The organism is Arthrobacter sp. NyZ413 (genome assembly GCF_049390645.1).
GTDB lineage: Bacteria > Actinomycetota > Actinomycetes > Actinomycetales > Micrococcaceae > Arthrobacter.
Genome location: NZ_CP155434.1, coordinates 2952898 through 2968978, shown reverse-complemented (window position 1 = coordinate 2968978; position 16081 = coordinate 2952898). Strand labels below are relative to the sequence as shown.

General features: G+C 64.2%; 15 protein-coding genes. 8 read left to right on the top strand and 7 right to left on the bottom strand.

All coding sequences use genetic code 11. From position 1 onward, the window contains the following. The first annotated feature begins 138 nt into the window (after positions 1 to 138). The 3 genes from ABCW42_RS13860 to ABCW42_RS13850 all read left to right on the top strand — a co-directional run bounded on the left by ABCW42_RS13860 (position 139) and on the right by ABCW42_RS13850 (position 2948). Complete coding sequence (locus tag ABCW42_RS13860) at positions 139 to 1080, top strand: metal ABC transporter solute-binding protein, Zn/Mn family (RefSeq protein ID WP_423181769.1); 942 nt, start codon at positions 139 to 141, stop codon at positions 1078 to 1080. A 135-nt stretch (positions 1081 to 1215) separates the two neighbouring features. Continuing rightward, positions 1216 to 2031: a metal ABC transporter ATP-binding protein gene (locus ABCW42_RS13855; RefSeq protein ID WP_423181768.1), complete on the top strand. Its 816-nt coding sequence runs from the start codon at positions 1216 to 1218 to the stop codon at positions 2029 to 2031. Beyond that, positions 2031 to 2948: a metal ABC transporter permease gene (locus tag ABCW42_RS13850; protein WP_423181767.1), complete on the top strand. Its 918-nt coding sequence runs from the start codon at positions 2031 to 2033 to the stop codon at positions 2946 to 2948. The genes ABCW42_RS13855 and ABCW42_RS13850 overlap by 1 nt, the downstream gene beginning before the upstream one ends. On the opposite strand, the gene ABCW42_RS13845 is transcribed toward ABCW42_RS13850, so the two are convergent. Beyond that, a complete protein-coding gene (locus ABCW42_RS13845; RefSeq protein WP_423181766.1) occupies positions 2945 to 3427 on the bottom strand; it encodes a Fur family transcriptional regulator in 483 nt (160 codons plus the stop codon). The genes ABCW42_RS13850 and ABCW42_RS13845 overlap by 4 nt on opposite strands. Before the next feature lie 109 nt (positions 3428 to 3536). On the opposite strand from ABCW42_RS13845, the gene ABCW42_RS13840 reads away from it, so the two are divergent. Then, positions 3537 to 4190: an MBL fold metallo-hydrolase gene (locus tag ABCW42_RS13840; protein WP_423181765.1), complete on the top strand. Its 654-nt coding sequence runs from the start codon at positions 3537 to 3539 to the stop codon at positions 4188 to 4190. 6 nt (positions 4191 to 4196) lie between these two features. Here ABCW42_RS13840 and ABCW42_RS13835 read toward each other — a convergent pair whose 3' ends face one another. After that, on the bottom strand, positions 4197 to 5285 hold the full coding sequence (locus ABCW42_RS13835; protein ID WP_423181764.1) for a PLP-dependent cysteine synthase family protein: 1089 nt from the start codon (positions 5283 to 5285) through the stop codon (positions 4197 to 4199). A 104-nt stretch (positions 5286 to 5389) separates the two neighbouring features. On the opposite strand from ABCW42_RS13835, the gene ABCW42_RS13830 reads away from it, so the two are divergent. The 3 genes from ABCW42_RS13830 (at position 5390) to ABCW42_RS13820 (ending at position 7959) form a co-directional block, all read left to right on the top strand. Then, a complete protein-coding gene (locus tag ABCW42_RS13830) occupies positions 5390 to 6262 on the top strand; it encodes a sulfurtransferase (RefSeq protein ID WP_423181763.1) in 873 nt (290 codons plus the stop codon). Between the two features lie 108 nt (positions 6263 to 6370). After that, a complete protein-coding gene (locus tag ABCW42_RS13825; protein ID WP_423181762.1) occupies positions 6371 to 7534 on the top strand; it encodes an NAD(P)-dependent alcohol dehydrogenase in 1164 nt (387 codons plus the stop codon). Further along, positions 7531 to 7959 carry an HIT family protein gene (locus ABCW42_RS13820; RefSeq protein WP_423181761.1) on the top strand — a complete coding sequence of 143 codons (429 nt, stop codon included), beginning with the start codon at positions 7531 to 7533 and terminating at the stop codon, positions 7957 to 7959. The genes ABCW42_RS13825 and ABCW42_RS13820 overlap by 4 nt, the downstream gene beginning before the upstream one ends. 21 nt (positions 7960 to 7980) lie before the next feature. Here the strand turns inward: ABCW42_RS13820 and hrpA are convergent, their stop codons facing one another. The 3 genes from hrpA to ABCW42_RS13805 all read right to left on the bottom strand — a co-directional run bounded on the left by hrpA (position 7981) and on the right by ABCW42_RS13805 (position 13267). Beyond that, positions 7981 to 12015: an ATP-dependent RNA helicase HrpA gene (hrpA, locus tag ABCW42_RS13815; RefSeq protein WP_423181760.1), complete on the bottom strand. Its 4035-nt coding sequence runs from the start codon at positions 12013 to 12015 to the stop codon at positions 7981 to 7983. A gap of 13 nt (positions 12016 to 12028) precedes the next feature. Beyond that, the gene (locus tag ABCW42_RS13810; protein WP_423181759.1) at positions 12029 to 13015 is read right to left on the bottom strand and encodes a helix-turn-helix transcriptional regulator; all 987 of its coding nucleotides are present in this window, start codon (positions 13013 to 13015) and stop codon (positions 12029 to 12031) included. A gap of 63 nt (positions 13016 to 13078) precedes the next feature. Beyond that, on the bottom strand, positions 13079 to 13267 hold the full coding sequence (locus ABCW42_RS13805) for a hypothetical protein (RefSeq protein WP_423181758.1): 189 nt from the start codon (positions 13265 to 13267) through the stop codon (positions 13079 to 13081). Between the two features lie 81 nt (positions 13268 to 13348). On the opposite strand from ABCW42_RS13805, the gene ABCW42_RS13800 reads away from it, so the two are divergent. Then, on the top strand, positions 13349 to 14317 hold the full coding sequence (locus tag ABCW42_RS13800; protein ID WP_423181757.1) for a GlxA family transcriptional regulator: 969 nt from the start codon (positions 13349 to 13351) through the stop codon (positions 14315 to 14317). A gap of 46 nt (positions 14318 to 14363) precedes the next feature. Here the strand turns inward: ABCW42_RS13800 and ABCW42_RS13795 are convergent, their stop codons facing one another. Continuing rightward, complete coding sequence (locus tag ABCW42_RS13795) at positions 14364 to 14744, bottom strand: hypothetical protein (RefSeq protein ID WP_423181756.1); 381 nt, start codon at positions 14742 to 14744, stop codon at positions 14364 to 14366. A gap of 134 nt (positions 14745 to 14878) precedes the next feature. Then, the gene (locus ABCW42_RS13790) at positions 14879 to 15922 is read right to left on the bottom strand and encodes a M4 family metallopeptidase (RefSeq protein WP_423181755.1); all 1044 of its coding nucleotides are present in this window, start codon (positions 15920 to 15922) and stop codon (positions 14879 to 14881) included. Positions 15923 to 16081: the final 159 nt, after the last annotated feature.

Sequence of the window (16081 nt, the reverse complement as noted above, 5' to 3'; positions counted from 1 at the left end):
TCTTCGCAAATGTCCGCGCCAGCCGGGTTGGCTGGCGCGGACCTTCCGGTTCTAAATAGGAATCATTCCTATTTAGCGCTACACTCGTGGAGCCAGCTATTGTGCTTCATTCTCATATGAGTAGATCCGAGGTATCCAGTGCGTCTCGCCGCCGTTCGTCTTTCCCTTGCCGCATCCGCCGGCCTTGCCGTCCTGCTGTCCGCGTGCGGGGCCCCGGCCGCCACGGCGCCGTCGTCGTCCTCCGGCGCGATCGACGTGGTCGCTTCGACGAGCGTGTACGGGGACATCGCGAAGAGCGTCGGCGGGGATAAAGTGTCGGTGACATCGATCATCAGCAAGACAAGCCAGGATCCGCACTCGTACGAGCCGAGCACGCAGGACAAGCTGGTGGTTTCCAAGGCGAAGCTGGTGATCGGCAATGGCGCAGGCTATGACGATTTCTTCACCAAACTGCTTGACGGCACCAAAGTTCCGGCTGAGGACGTCATCGTTGCGGTAGACGCTTCAGGCCTCTTGCCGACCCCGACCACCGGCGGCTCGAAGAATGTACCGGAAGGCTTCAACGAGCACGTCTGGTACAACTTCGACGCCATGGGCAAGGTAGCGGACGCGGTGTCAGCCAAACTGGGTGCCTTGGATCCGGCAGACGCCAAGACGTTTGCCGCCAACGCCGACAAGTTCAAGTCCTCCCTCGCCGGGCTGGATGCGAAAGTGGCCGCGATCAAATCGTCCAAGGGTGGACTCCCCGTCGCGGTCACCGAACCCGTCCCCGGCTACCTCCTCGAGGCTGCCGGACTGGACAACAAGACCCCCGAGGCGTTCAGCCACGCGATTGAGGAAGGGTCCGACGTCCCGCCCGCGGCCGTCAAGGAAACGGATGACCTGATTTCCTCCAAGTCTGTCCGTTTCCTCGCGTACAACGAACAGACGTTCGGCGTCGAAACGGAAAAGCTGAAGGCCGCGGCGAACGCCGCAGGCGTCCCCGTGGTCGGCTTCACCGAGACGCTTCCGGAAGGGAAGGACTACCTCTCCTGGATGACTGACAACGTAGGCAATGTTGTTGCTGCGCTGAACAAATAAGGCTGCGCTGGCCGGCAAAACTGCGGGCGGCAGGACCATAAGCCGCCAGGCCCCGCGATCGTCCTAAGATGTACAGGGCGGACGCGGGGCCCTGCTGTCCGAAGGGAGGGGTTTCCCCATGGATCGAGGAATTTTTTGACACCGGTAGTGAGCCTTCGCGGCGCGGGCCTCCAGTTCGGCCAAAGGGCTTTGTGGAAGGACCTCGACGTCGACCTCCAAGCAGGTGAGTTCCTCGCCGTGCTTGGTCCGAACGGCAGCGGCAAGTCCAGTTTCCTCAAAGTCCTCCTGGGCCTCCAACGCCTCCACTCCGGAACGGCGACCGTCGGCGGCCGTCCAGTGGAAAGGGGGAGCCGCAAAATCGGTTACATACCCCAGCAGAAGTCCTTTGCCGCGGACACTCCGCTCCGGGCGCGTGACCTTGTGGCGCTGGGCGTCGACGGCCATCGCTGGGGTCTTCGGCTGAACGCCAGGAACGTCAACGAGCGGGTCGATGGACTTTTGGACCTCGTGGGCGCACGGGACTATGCGAAAGTGCCCGTCGGCCAATTGTCCGGCGGCGAGCAACAAAGGCTCCGGGTCGCTCAGGCACTGGCTACCGAGCCCGAATTGCTGCTTTGCGACGAACCCCTCCTGTCCCTCGACCTGAACCACCAGCAGGCCGTGAGTGCCCTCATCAACCGGCAATGCCGCGAACGGAACAGCGCGGTGGTCTTTGTGACACACGAAATCAACCCCGTCATCGACTACGTGGACAGGGTCCTCTACCTCGCGGGCGGCAGGTTCAGGGTGGGGACGCCCGAGGAAGTCATGACCACCGAGGTCCTCTCCGATCTGTACAACAGCCACGTGGAAGTCATCCGCGCGAACGGCAGGATCGTCGTCGTCGGCCTGCCGGATGCGACCACCCACTACCATGACGACGCGCACTCCGGTGTGGAGGAGGGGCACTGATGGACTTCGGCGACATCCTGCACACAATCTTCAACTTCGAGGACTACGGCGAACTGCTGGCCCTCGTGCAGAACTCCATCTGGGCGGGCGCTGTGCTGGGACTCCTCGGCGGGCTCGTGGGCACTTTCGTCATGAAGCGTGACCTCGCCTTCGCGGTCCACGGCATCTCCGAATTGTCGTTCGCAGGTGCAGCATTCGCCCTGTTGGTGGGGGCCGACATCATTTTCGGATCGCTTGCCGGGTCCGTTGCGGCCGCACTCCTGCTGGGAATCATGGGAGTCCGGGCGCGGGACAAGAATTCGATCATCGGCGTCATCATGCCGTTCGGCCTGGGCTTGGGAATCCTGTTCCTGGCACTGTACCAAGGCAGGGCGGCCAACAAGTTCGGGCTCTTGACCGGCCAGATCGTGTCCGTTGACACGGTGCAGCTCCAGATGCTCGCAGGCACCGCCGTCGTGGTGATGATCGCCCTCGCCTTCCTGTGGCGGCCGCTCAATTTTGCCAGCGTCGACCCCGAAATGGCCGAAGCCAGGGGAGTCCCCGTGCGTGGCCTGGCGATCGCCTTCATGGTTTTGCTCGGTATTAGCGTCGCCTTGTCCATCCAGATCGTGGGGGCGTTGCTGGTCCTGGCACTGCTGATCACTCCGGCGGCCGCCGCGCTGAGGGTGACAACCTCACCACGGCTCGTGGTCCTTTTGAGTGTCCTCTTTGCGACCGCATCCACCGTGGGCGGCATTCTGCTGGCGCTGGGAAGCAGGATTCCGATCAGCCCCTACGTCACCACGTTGTCGTTCCTGATCTACGTAGTGTGCCGGATCATCGGCAACGTTCGCACCAAGAGGGGGATCAACGGAAGAACCGGGATCCCGTCGCAGGCCGCGGGGCGCCCGGCCGAAGACCGGGCGGTAGCCAGCTAGAGCCGGCCGGCGGCTTTCTTCGCGGTGCAATCAGGGCAGAGACCGAAAACTTCCACCGTGTGCGCAACTTCCGTGTAGCCGTTTTCCGCGGCCACCCGGGCTGCCCAGGTTTCGACGGCGGGAGCTTCCACCTCGACGGCCCTTCCGCAGTTGCGGCACAGCAAGTGGTGGTGGTGGCCGGTGACGGCGCAACGGCGGTAGACCGCTTCGCCGTCGGCATTGCGAAGGACGTCGATCAGGCCGTCGTCCGCGAGGGACTGCAAAATACGGTAGGCGGTTGCCAGCGACACCGAGACACCCTTGTTTTGAAGCAGGCGGTAGAGCTCCTGGGTGCTGACGAAATCATCCAGTTCATCAAGGGCCGCACTGACGGCCAGGCGCTGCTTGGTGACCCGCTGCTCCTTGACGGCGGGTTCCTTCGCGACCGGAATCGACTGGGCAGAAGGCCCGGACGTGGCGGCTTTGGCGCCCTGTGACATTCGTGAACTCATTTCGGTGTGGACATTCGCAAGCACCAAGATTACCAGCCGGACCTTTACGGGCGGCGGTTCGTGGACACCGTCGCGCGCCCGCACCTAGGCTGGCTTCATGAAGCTCACCAAGTTCACCCACGCTTGTGTCCGCCTGGAGAAGGACAACCAGGTCCTTGTGATCGATCCCGGCGCCTACTCGGAAACAGGGGAGGCGCTCGCGGGTGCCCAAGCCGTCCTCATCACCCATGAGCATGCGGACCACGTGGACGTCGACGCCGTCGTCGAGGCGCTCAGGGACAATCCGGAACTCCACGTGCATGCGCCTTCGGGCGTCGCTTCCCAGCTTGCGGACAAAGCGGGCGACGGCGGCCGGGTACACGCCGTCGAGCCCGGAAGCTCGTTTGACGCCGGCGGGTTCGCCATCCGTTCCTTTGGCGGCCAGCACGCGCTGATCCACCCCCAGATTCCAGTCGTCGCCAATATCGGTTACCTCGTGGATGAGAACGTCTTCCACCCGGGGGACTCCTTCGTGGTTCCGGACGGCATCGACGTCAAGACCCTCCTGGTCCCCATCCACGCGCCGTGGTCGAAAGTGGGGGAAGTGGTGGACTTCGTCATATCCGTGCGGGCGCCAAAGGCGTATCCCGTCCACGACGGCCTGCTCAACGAACTCGGGCGCGGGCTGGTCGAAGCCCACGTCACCCGCATCGGCGCAAAATACGGCACCACGTATGCGCGGCTGTCTCCCCTGGATTCGGTGGAGGTTTAGCCAGTCTTACATATCCCCAGGCCAGGAGGCGTCTTCGAAGAACCCGGCGAGTACGGCCTCATACGGCGCTGGATCCAGGCCTCGATCCGCGAGCCACTCCGGATTGTAGTAGCTGCCTTCGTACCGTTCGCCGGCGTCGCACATGAGGGAGACCACACTGCCGCGCTTTCCCTCGGCCACCATGGCCGACACCAACTTGCAGACGCCCCACAGGTTGGTTCCCGTGGACGGCCCGGCACGAAGACCTGCCAATCGCTGCAGGTAGCGCATGCCGGCAATCGAGGCGGCGTCGGGAACCTGGATCATCTCGTCTATGACGGCCGGAACAAAGCTGGGTTCCATTCGGGGCCGGCCAATTCCTTCGATCCTTGACGGCATGCCGGTGGAATGGTCCTGCAGGCCGTCACGCCAGCCCGGATAGAAGGCCGAATTCTCCGGATCGACCACGGCAAGGCGGGTGCCATGGCGGTGGTACCTCAAGTGGCGCCCGATCGTCGCGCTCGTGCCGCCGGTCCCGGCGCCCACGACGATCCACTCGGGAACGGGGTGCTCTTCGAGGGCAAGTTGCTCGAAGATCGATTCGGCGATGTTGTTGTTACCCCGCCAGTCGGTCGCGCGCTCGGCAAACGTGAATTGGTCCATGTAGTAGCCGCCAGTGGTCCGGGCGACGTTTTCGGCCGCTTCGTAGACTTCCGAGGCGTGGTCCACAAGGAGGCAAGCACCGCCGAACTCCTCGATGAGCGCGATTTTCTCCGGACTGGTGGTCCTGGTCATGACGGCGATGAAGGGCAGGCCGACGAGCCGGGCAAAATACGCTTCGGACACCGCGGTGCTGCCGCTGGACGCTTCAACGATGGTTGTTCCCTCGCTGATCCATCCGTTGACCAGGCCATAGAGGAACAGCGAGCGGGCGAGGCGATGCTTGAGGCTCCCGGAGCGATGCGTGGATTCGTCCTTGAAATACAGTTGGACGCCCCAGTGCTCGGGAAGGGGGACCGCGTACAGGTGGGTGTCGGCGGAGCGGTTGTTCTCGGCTTCGATCCGTCGGATCGCCTCGTTGGCCCATGTCCGGTCCTGGTTGCGCGGAGTGCTCATCGACCCAGCCTACCGGCGGCGCGAGCCGGCGGGGGATAGGCTGGTAGGCGGCCGGGAACCGCACGGCGGCAGACTTACCGGACCGGCTCGACGAAGGAGAATTGATGGCCACCCTCATGGACGCAGCAACCCTCAAAAGCCGCATGGACGCGGGCCGGCGGACGGTACTTCTTGATGTCCGATGGGTGCTGGGCGACCCCCACGGCCATTCGCACTTCCGCCAGGGCCACATCCCCGGCGCCGTCTACGTCGACTTGCACAACGAGCTGGCCGATCCCACCGTCCAAGGCGAAGGCCGCCATCCTTTGCCGAAGACGGCTGCCCTGCAGCAAAGCGCGCGGGCGTGGGGCGTCAACGACGGCGATACCGTCGTCGCGTATGACGACGGCGGCAACATGGCGGCGGCCCGGCTATGGTGGCTCCTTCGCGACGCCGGTTTCCATTCGGTTTTCCTGCTCGACGGCGGATTGGGCGCCTGGCGCTCGGCGGGCTACCCGCTGGCGCAGGACGAGGACCGTCCGACGCCCGGCAATGTGGTGCTCGGCCACGGGCACATGGCCGCCATCAGCATGGACGAAGCCGCTGACTGGCACCGCCACGGGATCCTTCTCGATGCCCGCGCCGGCGAGCGCTATCGCGGCGAGATCGAACCCGTCGATCCCCGTGCCGGACATATTCCCGGGGCCATCAGTGCGCCCACCGGGGCAAACCTCGACTCCGACGGCGCCTTCAGGGATCCGGCCGGGCTACGCGCACGATTCGCCGAGCTCGGGATCGCCGACGGCACGAAAGTAGCGGTGTATTGCGGTTCAGGCGTGACCGCGTCCCACGAAATCGCCGCCCTGGAGGTTGCCGGATTCAAGGCTGCCTTGTTCCCTGGTTCCTTCTCGCAATGGTCTTCCTACGAGCCCAACGCCGTGGCCACCGGAGCGGAACCGCTTGGCCGTGCCGAAGACTGGAACCCCGCCGGCCAGTGAAGCCGCCGGCCAATGAGGCCGCCAGCCGGTGAAGCCGCCGAATCCGGGGGAGTTATGAGCCGCCCCCGGAGAGTGGCACAACATGAGGGGCAGGGGTAGCGTCGAACCATGACTCCCGGACGACCTGTTCCTCCTCCCTTGGGCAAGCACCTTACCTTGGGCGACGCCGACTCCCGTCCGGCCGGCGAGGGCGTTCCGACCCTTGCGGCCGCTTATGGCGCGACGTCTCCCGGGAGCGGCCTTGTCCCGCTGACCGTCGCCCGGCGCGCACCCAAGCCCGACGACGTCGAGATCGAGATCGAATTCTGCGGCCTGTGCCACTCCGATGTGCACTCGACGCGCGGTGAATGGGGAATGCGGAATTATCCGTTGGTCCCGGGACACGAGATCGTGGGCCGGGTCCGCAGGGTGGGCTCCGCGATCCACGACTTCGCACCCGGGGACAGGGTGGGCGTCGGTTGCCTGGTGGACTCTTGCGGCGAGTGTGAGAGCTGCCTTGAGGGCCTCGAGCAGTACTGTGAACGCGGGAACGTGGGCACGTACGGGGCGAAGGACGCCCGGAACGGCGATTCCATCACGCAGGGCGGCTACTCAACTTCCGTAGTCGTGGACCGCCGTTTCGTCCTTCGCATTCCCGAAAGCCTGGACCCGGCTGAGGCGGCTCCGCTGCTTTGTGCGGGCATCACTACGTATTCGCCGTTGCGCTACTTCGATGTCGAGGAAGGGGACGTCGTGGGAATCGTCGGGCTCGGGGGTTTGGGCCACATGGCCGTTAAGCTCGCGAAAGCGATGGGCGCGCACGTGGTGGTCTTCACGACGTCGGAGGCCAAGGTCGAAGCGGCACGCGGGTTGGGCGCGGACGGTGTCATTCTCTCAACGGACAGCGACGCCATGGAGGGTGCCGAGCGCACGGTCGACCTCATCATCGATACCGTGGCGGCTCCGCATGACCTGGATCCCTACTTCCGTACCCTGCGCCTTGACGGCGCCCTCTTCCAGTTGGGTCTTCCTCCCACGGACATGCCGCCGGTCAAGCCCGGCTCGTTGATGCGTCGCAGGCTCGCCTACGTGGGATCGTCGATCGGCGGCATTGCCGAGACCCAGGAAATGCTGGATTTCTGCGCGGAACACGGAGTCGCGAGCGACATCGAAATCGTCACTGCGGACCAACTTAATGACGCTTACGACCGCATGGTCGCCGGCGACGTGAAATACCGCTTCGTCCTAGATACCAAGACACTCCATACCCCTTCGGAAAAGGCAGACGCATGAGCACCCTGTTTACCAAGATCATCAACGGCGAGATTCCCGGTCGGTTCGTCTGGAAGGACGAGGACGTGGTGGCCTTCCTGACCATCGCTCCGCTCACCGACGGGCACACCTTGGTGGTGCCTCGACAAGAGGTGGATCGTTGGACCGACTCGGATCCGGAGCTCCTTGGCAAGGTCATGTCCGTGGCGCAAACCATCGGACAGGCGCAGGTGAAGGTGTTCGGGGCTCCGCGCGCAGGCCTCTCGGTGGTCGGTTTCGAAGTGGAGCACTTCCACGTTCACGTCTTCCCGGCCAACTCGTTGGCCGACTTCGACTTCGGCTCGGTGGACCACCACCCGGATCCGGAGGTACTCGACGCCAACGCGGCGAAGCTTCGCGCCGGACTTGTCGATGCCGGGCATGCGGAGTTCGTGCCGGCGGACTGAGCCGCTTCCCGTGAGATGCGGCTACGCGGGCGCCAGTGCCTGGTTGAGCGCGGTCCGGATGCGCTTTTCCGAGACCGAGTACGCCGTGCCGAGTTCGACGGCGAAGAGGCTTACCCGGAGCTCCTCGATCATCCAGCGCACGCGTGTTAATTCCGCCCCTGCCCGACGCCCGGGCAGCAAGGCGGACACGGCGTCGTCGTAGTCGTCCTCCAACGCCTGGACCGCGGACATATTCAGTCCATCGCGTTGGACGTTGCCGGGGAGTTTCTCAAGGCGCTTCTCGATCGCGGACAGGTACCTCGGCAGGTGGCTGAGCTGCGCGTAACCCGACTGTGCCACAAAACCGGGATACACGAGTTGTTCCAGCTGGCTCTTCATGTCGTTGAGGGCGCTGATGAGGGAAAGGCTCGTGCTGGCCTTGAGTTGCTTCTCGATGCGCCGGGTGCTCGCCAAAACGCGTTCGACGACGGCGGTCACCGTAAACACCGTATCGATCAGATCCGCCCGGACCAGTTCGTACAGGGCATCGAAGGCCGCTTTGTCCCAGGGAAGCTCAGCCGGGACGAGCTTGTCGATGGCTGCGAGAACACAGTCGGCGATCAACGCGGCCACGGAACCGTGCGGGTTCTGGCTGAACGTGAGCTTCTCGGTGTTGTTCAAGTGCTCAAGGACATAGCGGTCCGGGGAAGGAACCCGCAGCGCGAGCAGACGGATGACACCCCCGCGCATTGCGGCTTCCTGTTCGGTCCGCGTTTGGAAAACACGCAGTGCCACGGACTTTCCTTCGTCCACCAACGCCGGGAAGCCAGTGACGTCGTGCCCTTTGACCATGCGGGTCACTTGGCGTTGGATCGTCCCGACGGTCCATTGCGTGAGCCCCGTCTGCTCTGCCAGGAAACCGGCACCCTGCGGCGCGGGAACGGCTTCGCCACCGCGCCGGGAAGGCGCGGGTGCCCCGGCGGTCCGCTCCGGCGTCGGGCCCTTGGCGCGGGCGGCCTTCGCGGGCGTTGCGCCGAGCGACTCGGCGATGGCCCGGCGCGTGGCAGGGGCGAGCCGCTCCTGGAGCGCGGCGAGGTCTTTTCCTTCGCCAAGGACCTTTCCGCGGCTGTCCACCACTTTGAAACTGACACGGAGGTGCGGCGGCACCGCATCCCAGTTCCAGGAGCCAGGGGGAATGATGTGTCCCCGCAGGCGGCGCAGCACCAGTTCGAGGGATGGTTCGAGCTCGTCGGTCGCGGGATCGAAGCCGTCCTCCAAGGCTGCGGCCGCTTGCCGGGCGACATCGGGAGCCGGAACGAAGTTCTTGCGGACCTGTTTCGGCAAGGATTTGATCAAGGCCGTCACGAGATCCACCCTTTGGCCGGGAATTTGCCAGCGGAAGGCGGCGTCGTCGAGCTGGTTGAGGAAGAGGACCGGAACCTCGGCGGTGACGCCGTCCGAAGGATTCGGCGGAGAACCGGGCGCCACCGGGTGGAACTCATAGCTCAGTGGCAGCTCGAAACCCTTGTGCAGCCAGGTTTTCGGGTACGCGGAATCGTCGAGGGATTCCGCGTCGTCGCTCATCAGGAGCGATTGGTCGAAGTCAAGCAGGGTTGGATCCTGCTGGCGGGCGTCCTTCCACCATTTGTCGAAGTGCCGCTCGGAGACCACGTCCTTGCCGATCCGGGCGTCGTAGAACTCGAAAAGGGTGTGGTCGTCCACCAGGATGTCGCGGCGGCGCATCCTGGTTTCAAGCTCTTCGATCTCGTTGAGCAGGGCACGGTTGCGGTGGAAGAACTTGTGGTGGGTTTTCCAGTCGCCCTCCACGAGTGCATGGCGGATGAAGAGTTCGCGGCACAGTTCGGGATCGATCCGGCCATAGTTGACGCGGCGGTTCGGGATGATGGGAACGCCGTAGAGTGTCACCTTCTCGTGCGCCATGACCGAGCCGCTCCGCGCAGACCAGTGGGGCTCGCTGTACGAGTGCTTGACGAGCTCCGGAGCGACTTGCTCGGCCCACAGGGGATCGAACTTCGCCGCGATCCTGGCCCACAGCCGGCTGGTTTCCACCAGTTCGGCCGCCATGATGAACGCCGGTGACTTCTTGAAAAGGGCCGAGCCCGGGAAGATCGCGAAGCGGCTGCCGCGGGCTCCGGCATATTCGCGCTTCCGCTCATCCAGCAGGCCGATGTGGCTCAGCAGGCCGGACAGCAAACTGATGTGGATTCCCTCGTTATTGCCCACGGGATCTGCTTCGCGCTTGTTGTCGATCGTGATGCCGAGCGGCTTCGCGAGCTGGCGCAATTGCTGGAAGAGGTCCTGCCACTCGCGAATGCGGAGGTAGTTGATGAACTCATTCCTGCACAAACGGCGGAACTGGGTAGAGGAGAGTTCGTGTTGCTTCTCCTGGATGTAGTTCCACAGATTCAGGAACCCCGTGAAGTCGGAGTTTTCGTCGCGGAATCGTGCGTGTTTCTCGGCCGCGAGCTGTTGCTTGTCGCTTGGGCGCTCGCGCGGATCCTGGATGGTGAGTGCGGCTGCCAGGATCATGACTTCCTTGACGCAGCCGCGCTTTCCGGCCTCGACGATCATGCGGCCGAGGCGGGGGTCAACAGGCAATTGCGCGAGTTTCTGCCCGACGGCGGTCAGCCCGCCACCGCTGCCCTGGCCGCCCCTTCCCGCCTGGCCGCCCCTTCCCGCCTGGCCGCCCCCGCGCCCGTTTCCGCCGTCGCCGGTCCTGGGCGCGCCCGCGTCACCGGGGCGGGCAGCGCTGAGGGCACCGAGTTCGCGCAACAGCATGACGCCGTCGTTGATGGCGCGGGAGTCCGGAGGCTCAACGAACGGAAAGTTCTCGACGTCCTTGGGACCGCGGGCCACGCCCATTGCCGTCATCTGCAAGATGACGGCGGCCAGGTTGGTCCTGAGGATCTCCGGATCCGTGAATTGCGGGCGGGACTCGAAGTCCTCTTCTGAATAGAGCCGGATGGCGATGCCCTCGGAGACACGGCCACAACGGCCCGAGCGCTGGCTCGCGGACGCTTGCGAGACACGTTCAATCGGCAACCGCTGCACTTTGGTCCGGTGCGAATAGCGGGAAATGCGGGCCGTGCCGGTATCGATGACGTACTTGATGCCGGGAACTGTCAGGGACGTCTCCGCGACGTTGGTTGCGAGGATAATCCGCCTCTTGCCGCCGGGGTTGAAGACCCTGTGCTGCTCCTGCAAGCTCAACCGGGCGAACAGCGGCAAGACTTCGGTGCCGGCCAGCCGTCGATTGGATTGGATCCGGCCGTTGAGCGCCTCCGCGGCGTCCCGGATTTCACGCTCGCCCGAGAAGAAGACCAGGATGTCGCCCGGCGCTTCGAGGGCGAGCTCGTCGACGGCGTCACACACCGCGTCGAGGGGGTCGCGGTCTTCCTCGAGTTCGTCGTCGGACGCGTCCTCGCCTTCGCCGGTTCCCGCGGACGGCTGGGACAGCGGGCGGTAGCGGATTTCCACCGGGTAGGTCCGGCCGGACACCTCGATGATCGGTGCCGGCTCCTCTTCGCTCCCGAAATGCCTTGCGAACCGCTCGGGGTCGATCGTGGCTGAGGTGATAATGACCTTCAGGTCCGGCCGCTGTGGCAGGATCCGTTTGAGGTAGCCGAGGATGAAGTCGATGTTGAGGCTGCGCTCGTGTGCCTCGTCGATAATGATGGCGCTGTATTTCCGCAGCAGCTTGTCGCGCTGGATTTCCGCCAGGAGGATGCCGTCGGTCATCAGCTTGATCTTGGTGCCCTTGCTGACCTCGCCGGTGAAGCGGACCTGGAAGCCCACTTCCTGCCCGATCTCCACGCCCATCTCGAATGCGATGCGTTCGGCAACAGTTCTGGCGGCAAGGCGCCGCGGCTGGGTGTGGCCGATCAGACCCTTGTCTCCGAGACCGAGTTCGAGGCACATCTTGGGGATCTGGGTGGTCTTGCCGGAACCTGTTTCGCCGGCGATGATGGTCACCTGGTTGGCGGCGATGGCCGCCATCAAGTCCTCGCGGCGCTCGGAGACCGGCAGCTCGGCGGGGTAGGAAATGTGAAGTGTCATGGCTGCTGACAGTCTACTGTGGCGGCGCCTCCGCTTGCAGGACGCGGGTTCCGGCAGCCTTCCCCAACCGTGCGGCCATGGTCCGGGCGTAATCCTTGAATTCCTCCGGGGCGATGATTTCGAAGTCCATGCCCAAGGATGCGAGGTGTGCGGCCGGCTGAGCCAAGCTGTCCCAGCCGGCGCGCAGCAGCGTTGCGTTCCCGCCGTCGTCGCTCAAGCTGGCCAGTTGCGGACCCACGACGGCGGCCACCTCGCCGAGCGGCGCGTGCAGGCGGACGACGACGTCATAGCGGTAGGGGGACCGCGTCACAGACCGTTGGACATAATCCGCAAGGTCGTTGGCGGGCAGCGGGCGTGGTGCGTACTTCCTGCGCTCCACGGGAAGCGAAGCGATCCGGTCGGCCCGGAACGTCCGCCAGTCCTCCCTGTCAACGTCCCAGGCCACCAAGTACCAGCGGCGGCCGGTGTCCACCAAACCGTACGGTTCCACGAGCCGCCGCGCGGTATCGCCGTTGCCCTTGGCGTAATCGAAGCTGAGCTGGCGCTTGTCCGCAATGGCGGCAGAAACAACCGTGAGTTGTTGCGGGTCCACCGACGCTGCATTGCTTGGCAGCGTGGTCACGGCGGCCTTCAGCATCGCGAATTTGGGCCGTAGCCGTGAAGGCAGCACTTGTTCGAGTTTGGCGAGTGCGCGTACCGATGCTTCGCCGATGCCGGCAACGGGACCGGCTGCCACGGAGTTCAATCCCAAGGCGACTGCGAGTGCTTCGTTGTCGTCGAGCAGGAGCGGCGGGAGCTGGGCTCCCGCACCCAGCTGGTAGCCGCCCGCGATGCCTGGTGACGCATGGATGGGGTATCCGAGGTTCCGGAGTTTATCGATGTCGCGCCGGACGGTCCGTTCAGTGACCCCCATGCGGTTGGCCAACTCCGGACCCGTCCATTCACGCCGGACCTGCAACAAGGAAAGCAATTGCAGCAGCCTGGCGGAAGTTTGAATCATGGATTGAATCTAGCCGAACCGACACCAGCCGAATTGAATCGGGCTGAACGCTCAGCGTGCCGCTCAGAAGATCCGCAACGGCCAGGAGGCGCTTTCCTCCTGCTCGCCAGGTGTCCTGACCGGGCCGGGGGTCCTCACCGGGCCGGAACGGGCTGGCGGGAGGTCGCCGCGGTCGTCCCTAAGGACGCTCGAGACGGCGGCCGCGACTGCGAGTAGAAGGATGATGAACACTATGAATCCGAGGGTTTCCATGACCCCATCGTGTTCCTGATCCAGTTCAAGAAACAGTGGCAGAAATGCCCACTATCGACGATTTTCTGCCACACTGGAATCATGTTGAAAACGGTGGCGATCATAGTTGTTCCCAACTTCTCGATCTTCGAATTCGGCACTGCCTGCGAGGTCTTCGGCATCAACAGGGAAGACCGAGGGACGGGTGTTCCGCGCTTCGACTTCAGGGTGTGCACGCCCGTTCGGGGCGACGTTCCGATGAAGTCCGGCCTGTCCATGCACGTCGCCGACGGACTGGCCGCGACCGACGACGCCGATCTGGTCATCATGGCACCGTATGGCCGTGACCAGGACGTTCCCGAACCCGTGTTGGAAGCGTTGAGGGCCGCCCATGCGCGCGGCGCGTGGGTCATGTCGATCTGTTCCGGAGCCTTCGCCCTCGCCCGGGCAGGATTGTTGGACGGCCGCCGCTGCACGACGCATTGGCATTACTCCCAGGAGCTGGCCAGCCGGTATCCGAAGGTCTGCGTGGATGAAAACGTCCTGTATGTCCAGGACGGAACAATCATCTCTAGCGCCGGGACTGCGGCCGGAATTGACGCTTGCCTGCATCTGGTCCGCATCGAACTCGGTGCCAACGTTGCCGCGGCAATCGCGCGTGACATGGTTGTCCCGCCACACCGGGACGGCGGGCAGGCCCAGTTCATCGAACGCCCCATGCCCACGTGCGGGTCCGCGCCCATGGAGGCCTTGCTGCGTTGGATGGTGGAAAACCTCGAGCACGACCACAGCGTCAACGAGTTGGCGGCCCGCATGCACATGTCGGCACGCACTTTCGCGCGCCGCTTCCGGGCTGAGACCGGAGCCACACCGGCGGCTTGGCTCAACTCCCAGAGGGTGCTCCGGGCACAGGAACTCCTGGAAACCTCGGAATTGAACATTGACGAGGTGGCCCGACGCGCGGGCTTCGGGCATTCCGTGCTGCTAAGGCACCACTTTGCCAAGGCTTTGGACACAAGTCCGCAATCGTATCGGCGGGCATTCCGCGGGCAACTGGCAGAGGTCGGCTAGCTGTCCTCAGGCAGTTGGCCGCCGAAAGTCCGCAGGCCCGAATCCGTCACCGCCCCAACGTCTCCGTGCCCTCGCTCTTGGCGTTTTCCACGAGGGTGTGCCACGGCCCGGTGACGGAGGCCTCCGGGAGGGTCGCCCGGCGCTGTCCCGCACGGATTGAGTACATGAACCTGTCGGCTTGCCCCGTCGGGGTGCCCGCGGAGTCATCCGCCGGTGCACTCGCTTGTCCTTCGGACTTCACCGCATGCAGGCTTCCGGCTTGAGTGCCTCCGGCTGGACGTGCCTTCCCACGCGGGGGCACTTGATCCCACGGGCAAGCTTCCACGATCGGCATCCAGCGGCGCTTGTCTCCCGGGCTCGTGGCGACCACGGTCCACACACGGGTTACCCCCGCAACGCCGCCGCTGCGCTGCACTGTGATTTTCATGCCACTGTGATCTTCATGCCAAAGTGATTTTCATGCCAGGGTGATTTTCATGTCGCGGTGATCTTCATATCAGGCCGGTTTCCATGCTCAAGTGGTCTTCATGGTCGGCAAATTCCGCCTGCCAACAGTGTTGGCTAGGCCTTTACTTTGACAGTTTCCCACGCCTTCAGGATGGCGTCATGCTCGCTCGATCCGGTGCCGAACAACTCAACGGTGGACGCCACTGTGGCTTTCGCGAAGCGGGTAAACGTGCAGGTCGCAGGCAGCGAACCGGCGCTCAAAGTGTTGTACCAGATCTGTCCGGCCGATTCCCAGGCGTTGCCGCCGAGTTCCAGGGCAAGAACAGCGAAGGCCCGGTTGGGAATGCCGGAATTGATGTGCACTCCGCCGTTGTCCGCCGTCGTCCGTACATAGGTGTCCATGGAGTCGGGTTGCGGATCTTTTCCGAGGACGTCGTCATCGTACGCGGTGCCCGGTGCCTTCATGGAGCGCAGCGCCGCACCTTGGACGGCGTCGGTGAAGAGGCCTTCTCCGATGAGCCAACTGGCCTCCGCGGCCGACTGCTTCCTGGCATATTGCTCAACCAGCGCCCCGAAGACATCGGACATGGATTCGTTCAGGGCGCCGGCCTGGTTCCGATAGGCGAGGGCTGCCGTGTACTGCGTGACTCCATGGGCCAGTTCATGGCCGATGACGCTGAGCGATTTGGTGAATCGCTGGAAGATCTGCCCGTCGCCGTCACCGAAGACCATTTGGCTACCGTTCCAGAAAGCGTTGTCATACAACTCGCCATAGTGGACTGTGGCATCGAGCTTGAGCCCGGCGGCGTCAATGGAGTTCCGCCCGAAGGCCTCGGCATAGAGGCGGTGGGTATCGCCCAGCCCGTCAAAGGCTTCGTCGGCGGCGGGATCGCCGGTGGCCGGACCGCTTTCCTTGCGGATGAGCTTGCCGGGCAGGTTCTCGGTGGAGCCGGCGTCGTAGATTGTCCGCTTAGGCAGCCCTGGTTTGGCCTGGCGGGCGGTGGGAACCGGGATGGGCACCGGGAGCGCCCGGACAGCCTGGAGGGACTTGATATGGACGAGGGATTCTTTTGCGGCACGGGCAATGGCCCGCAACCGGGGCTCATGCTGTGCCGCCAGCCTGCGAAGCATGTAGGGCGGAACGATGGAGCAGATCATGGAGGACCCTTCCTGCCGTGGACGTAACCGGGTACGAAACAGCCTAGGAGGGTCCTCTGACTTTTTAGCCGGACAGCAAAGGTATGTCCGTGAGTGCGGGTGGGGGCGCCTGCGGGTGTCGAATACAAAAAAGAAACCCTGCCAGTCTAGGAACTGGCA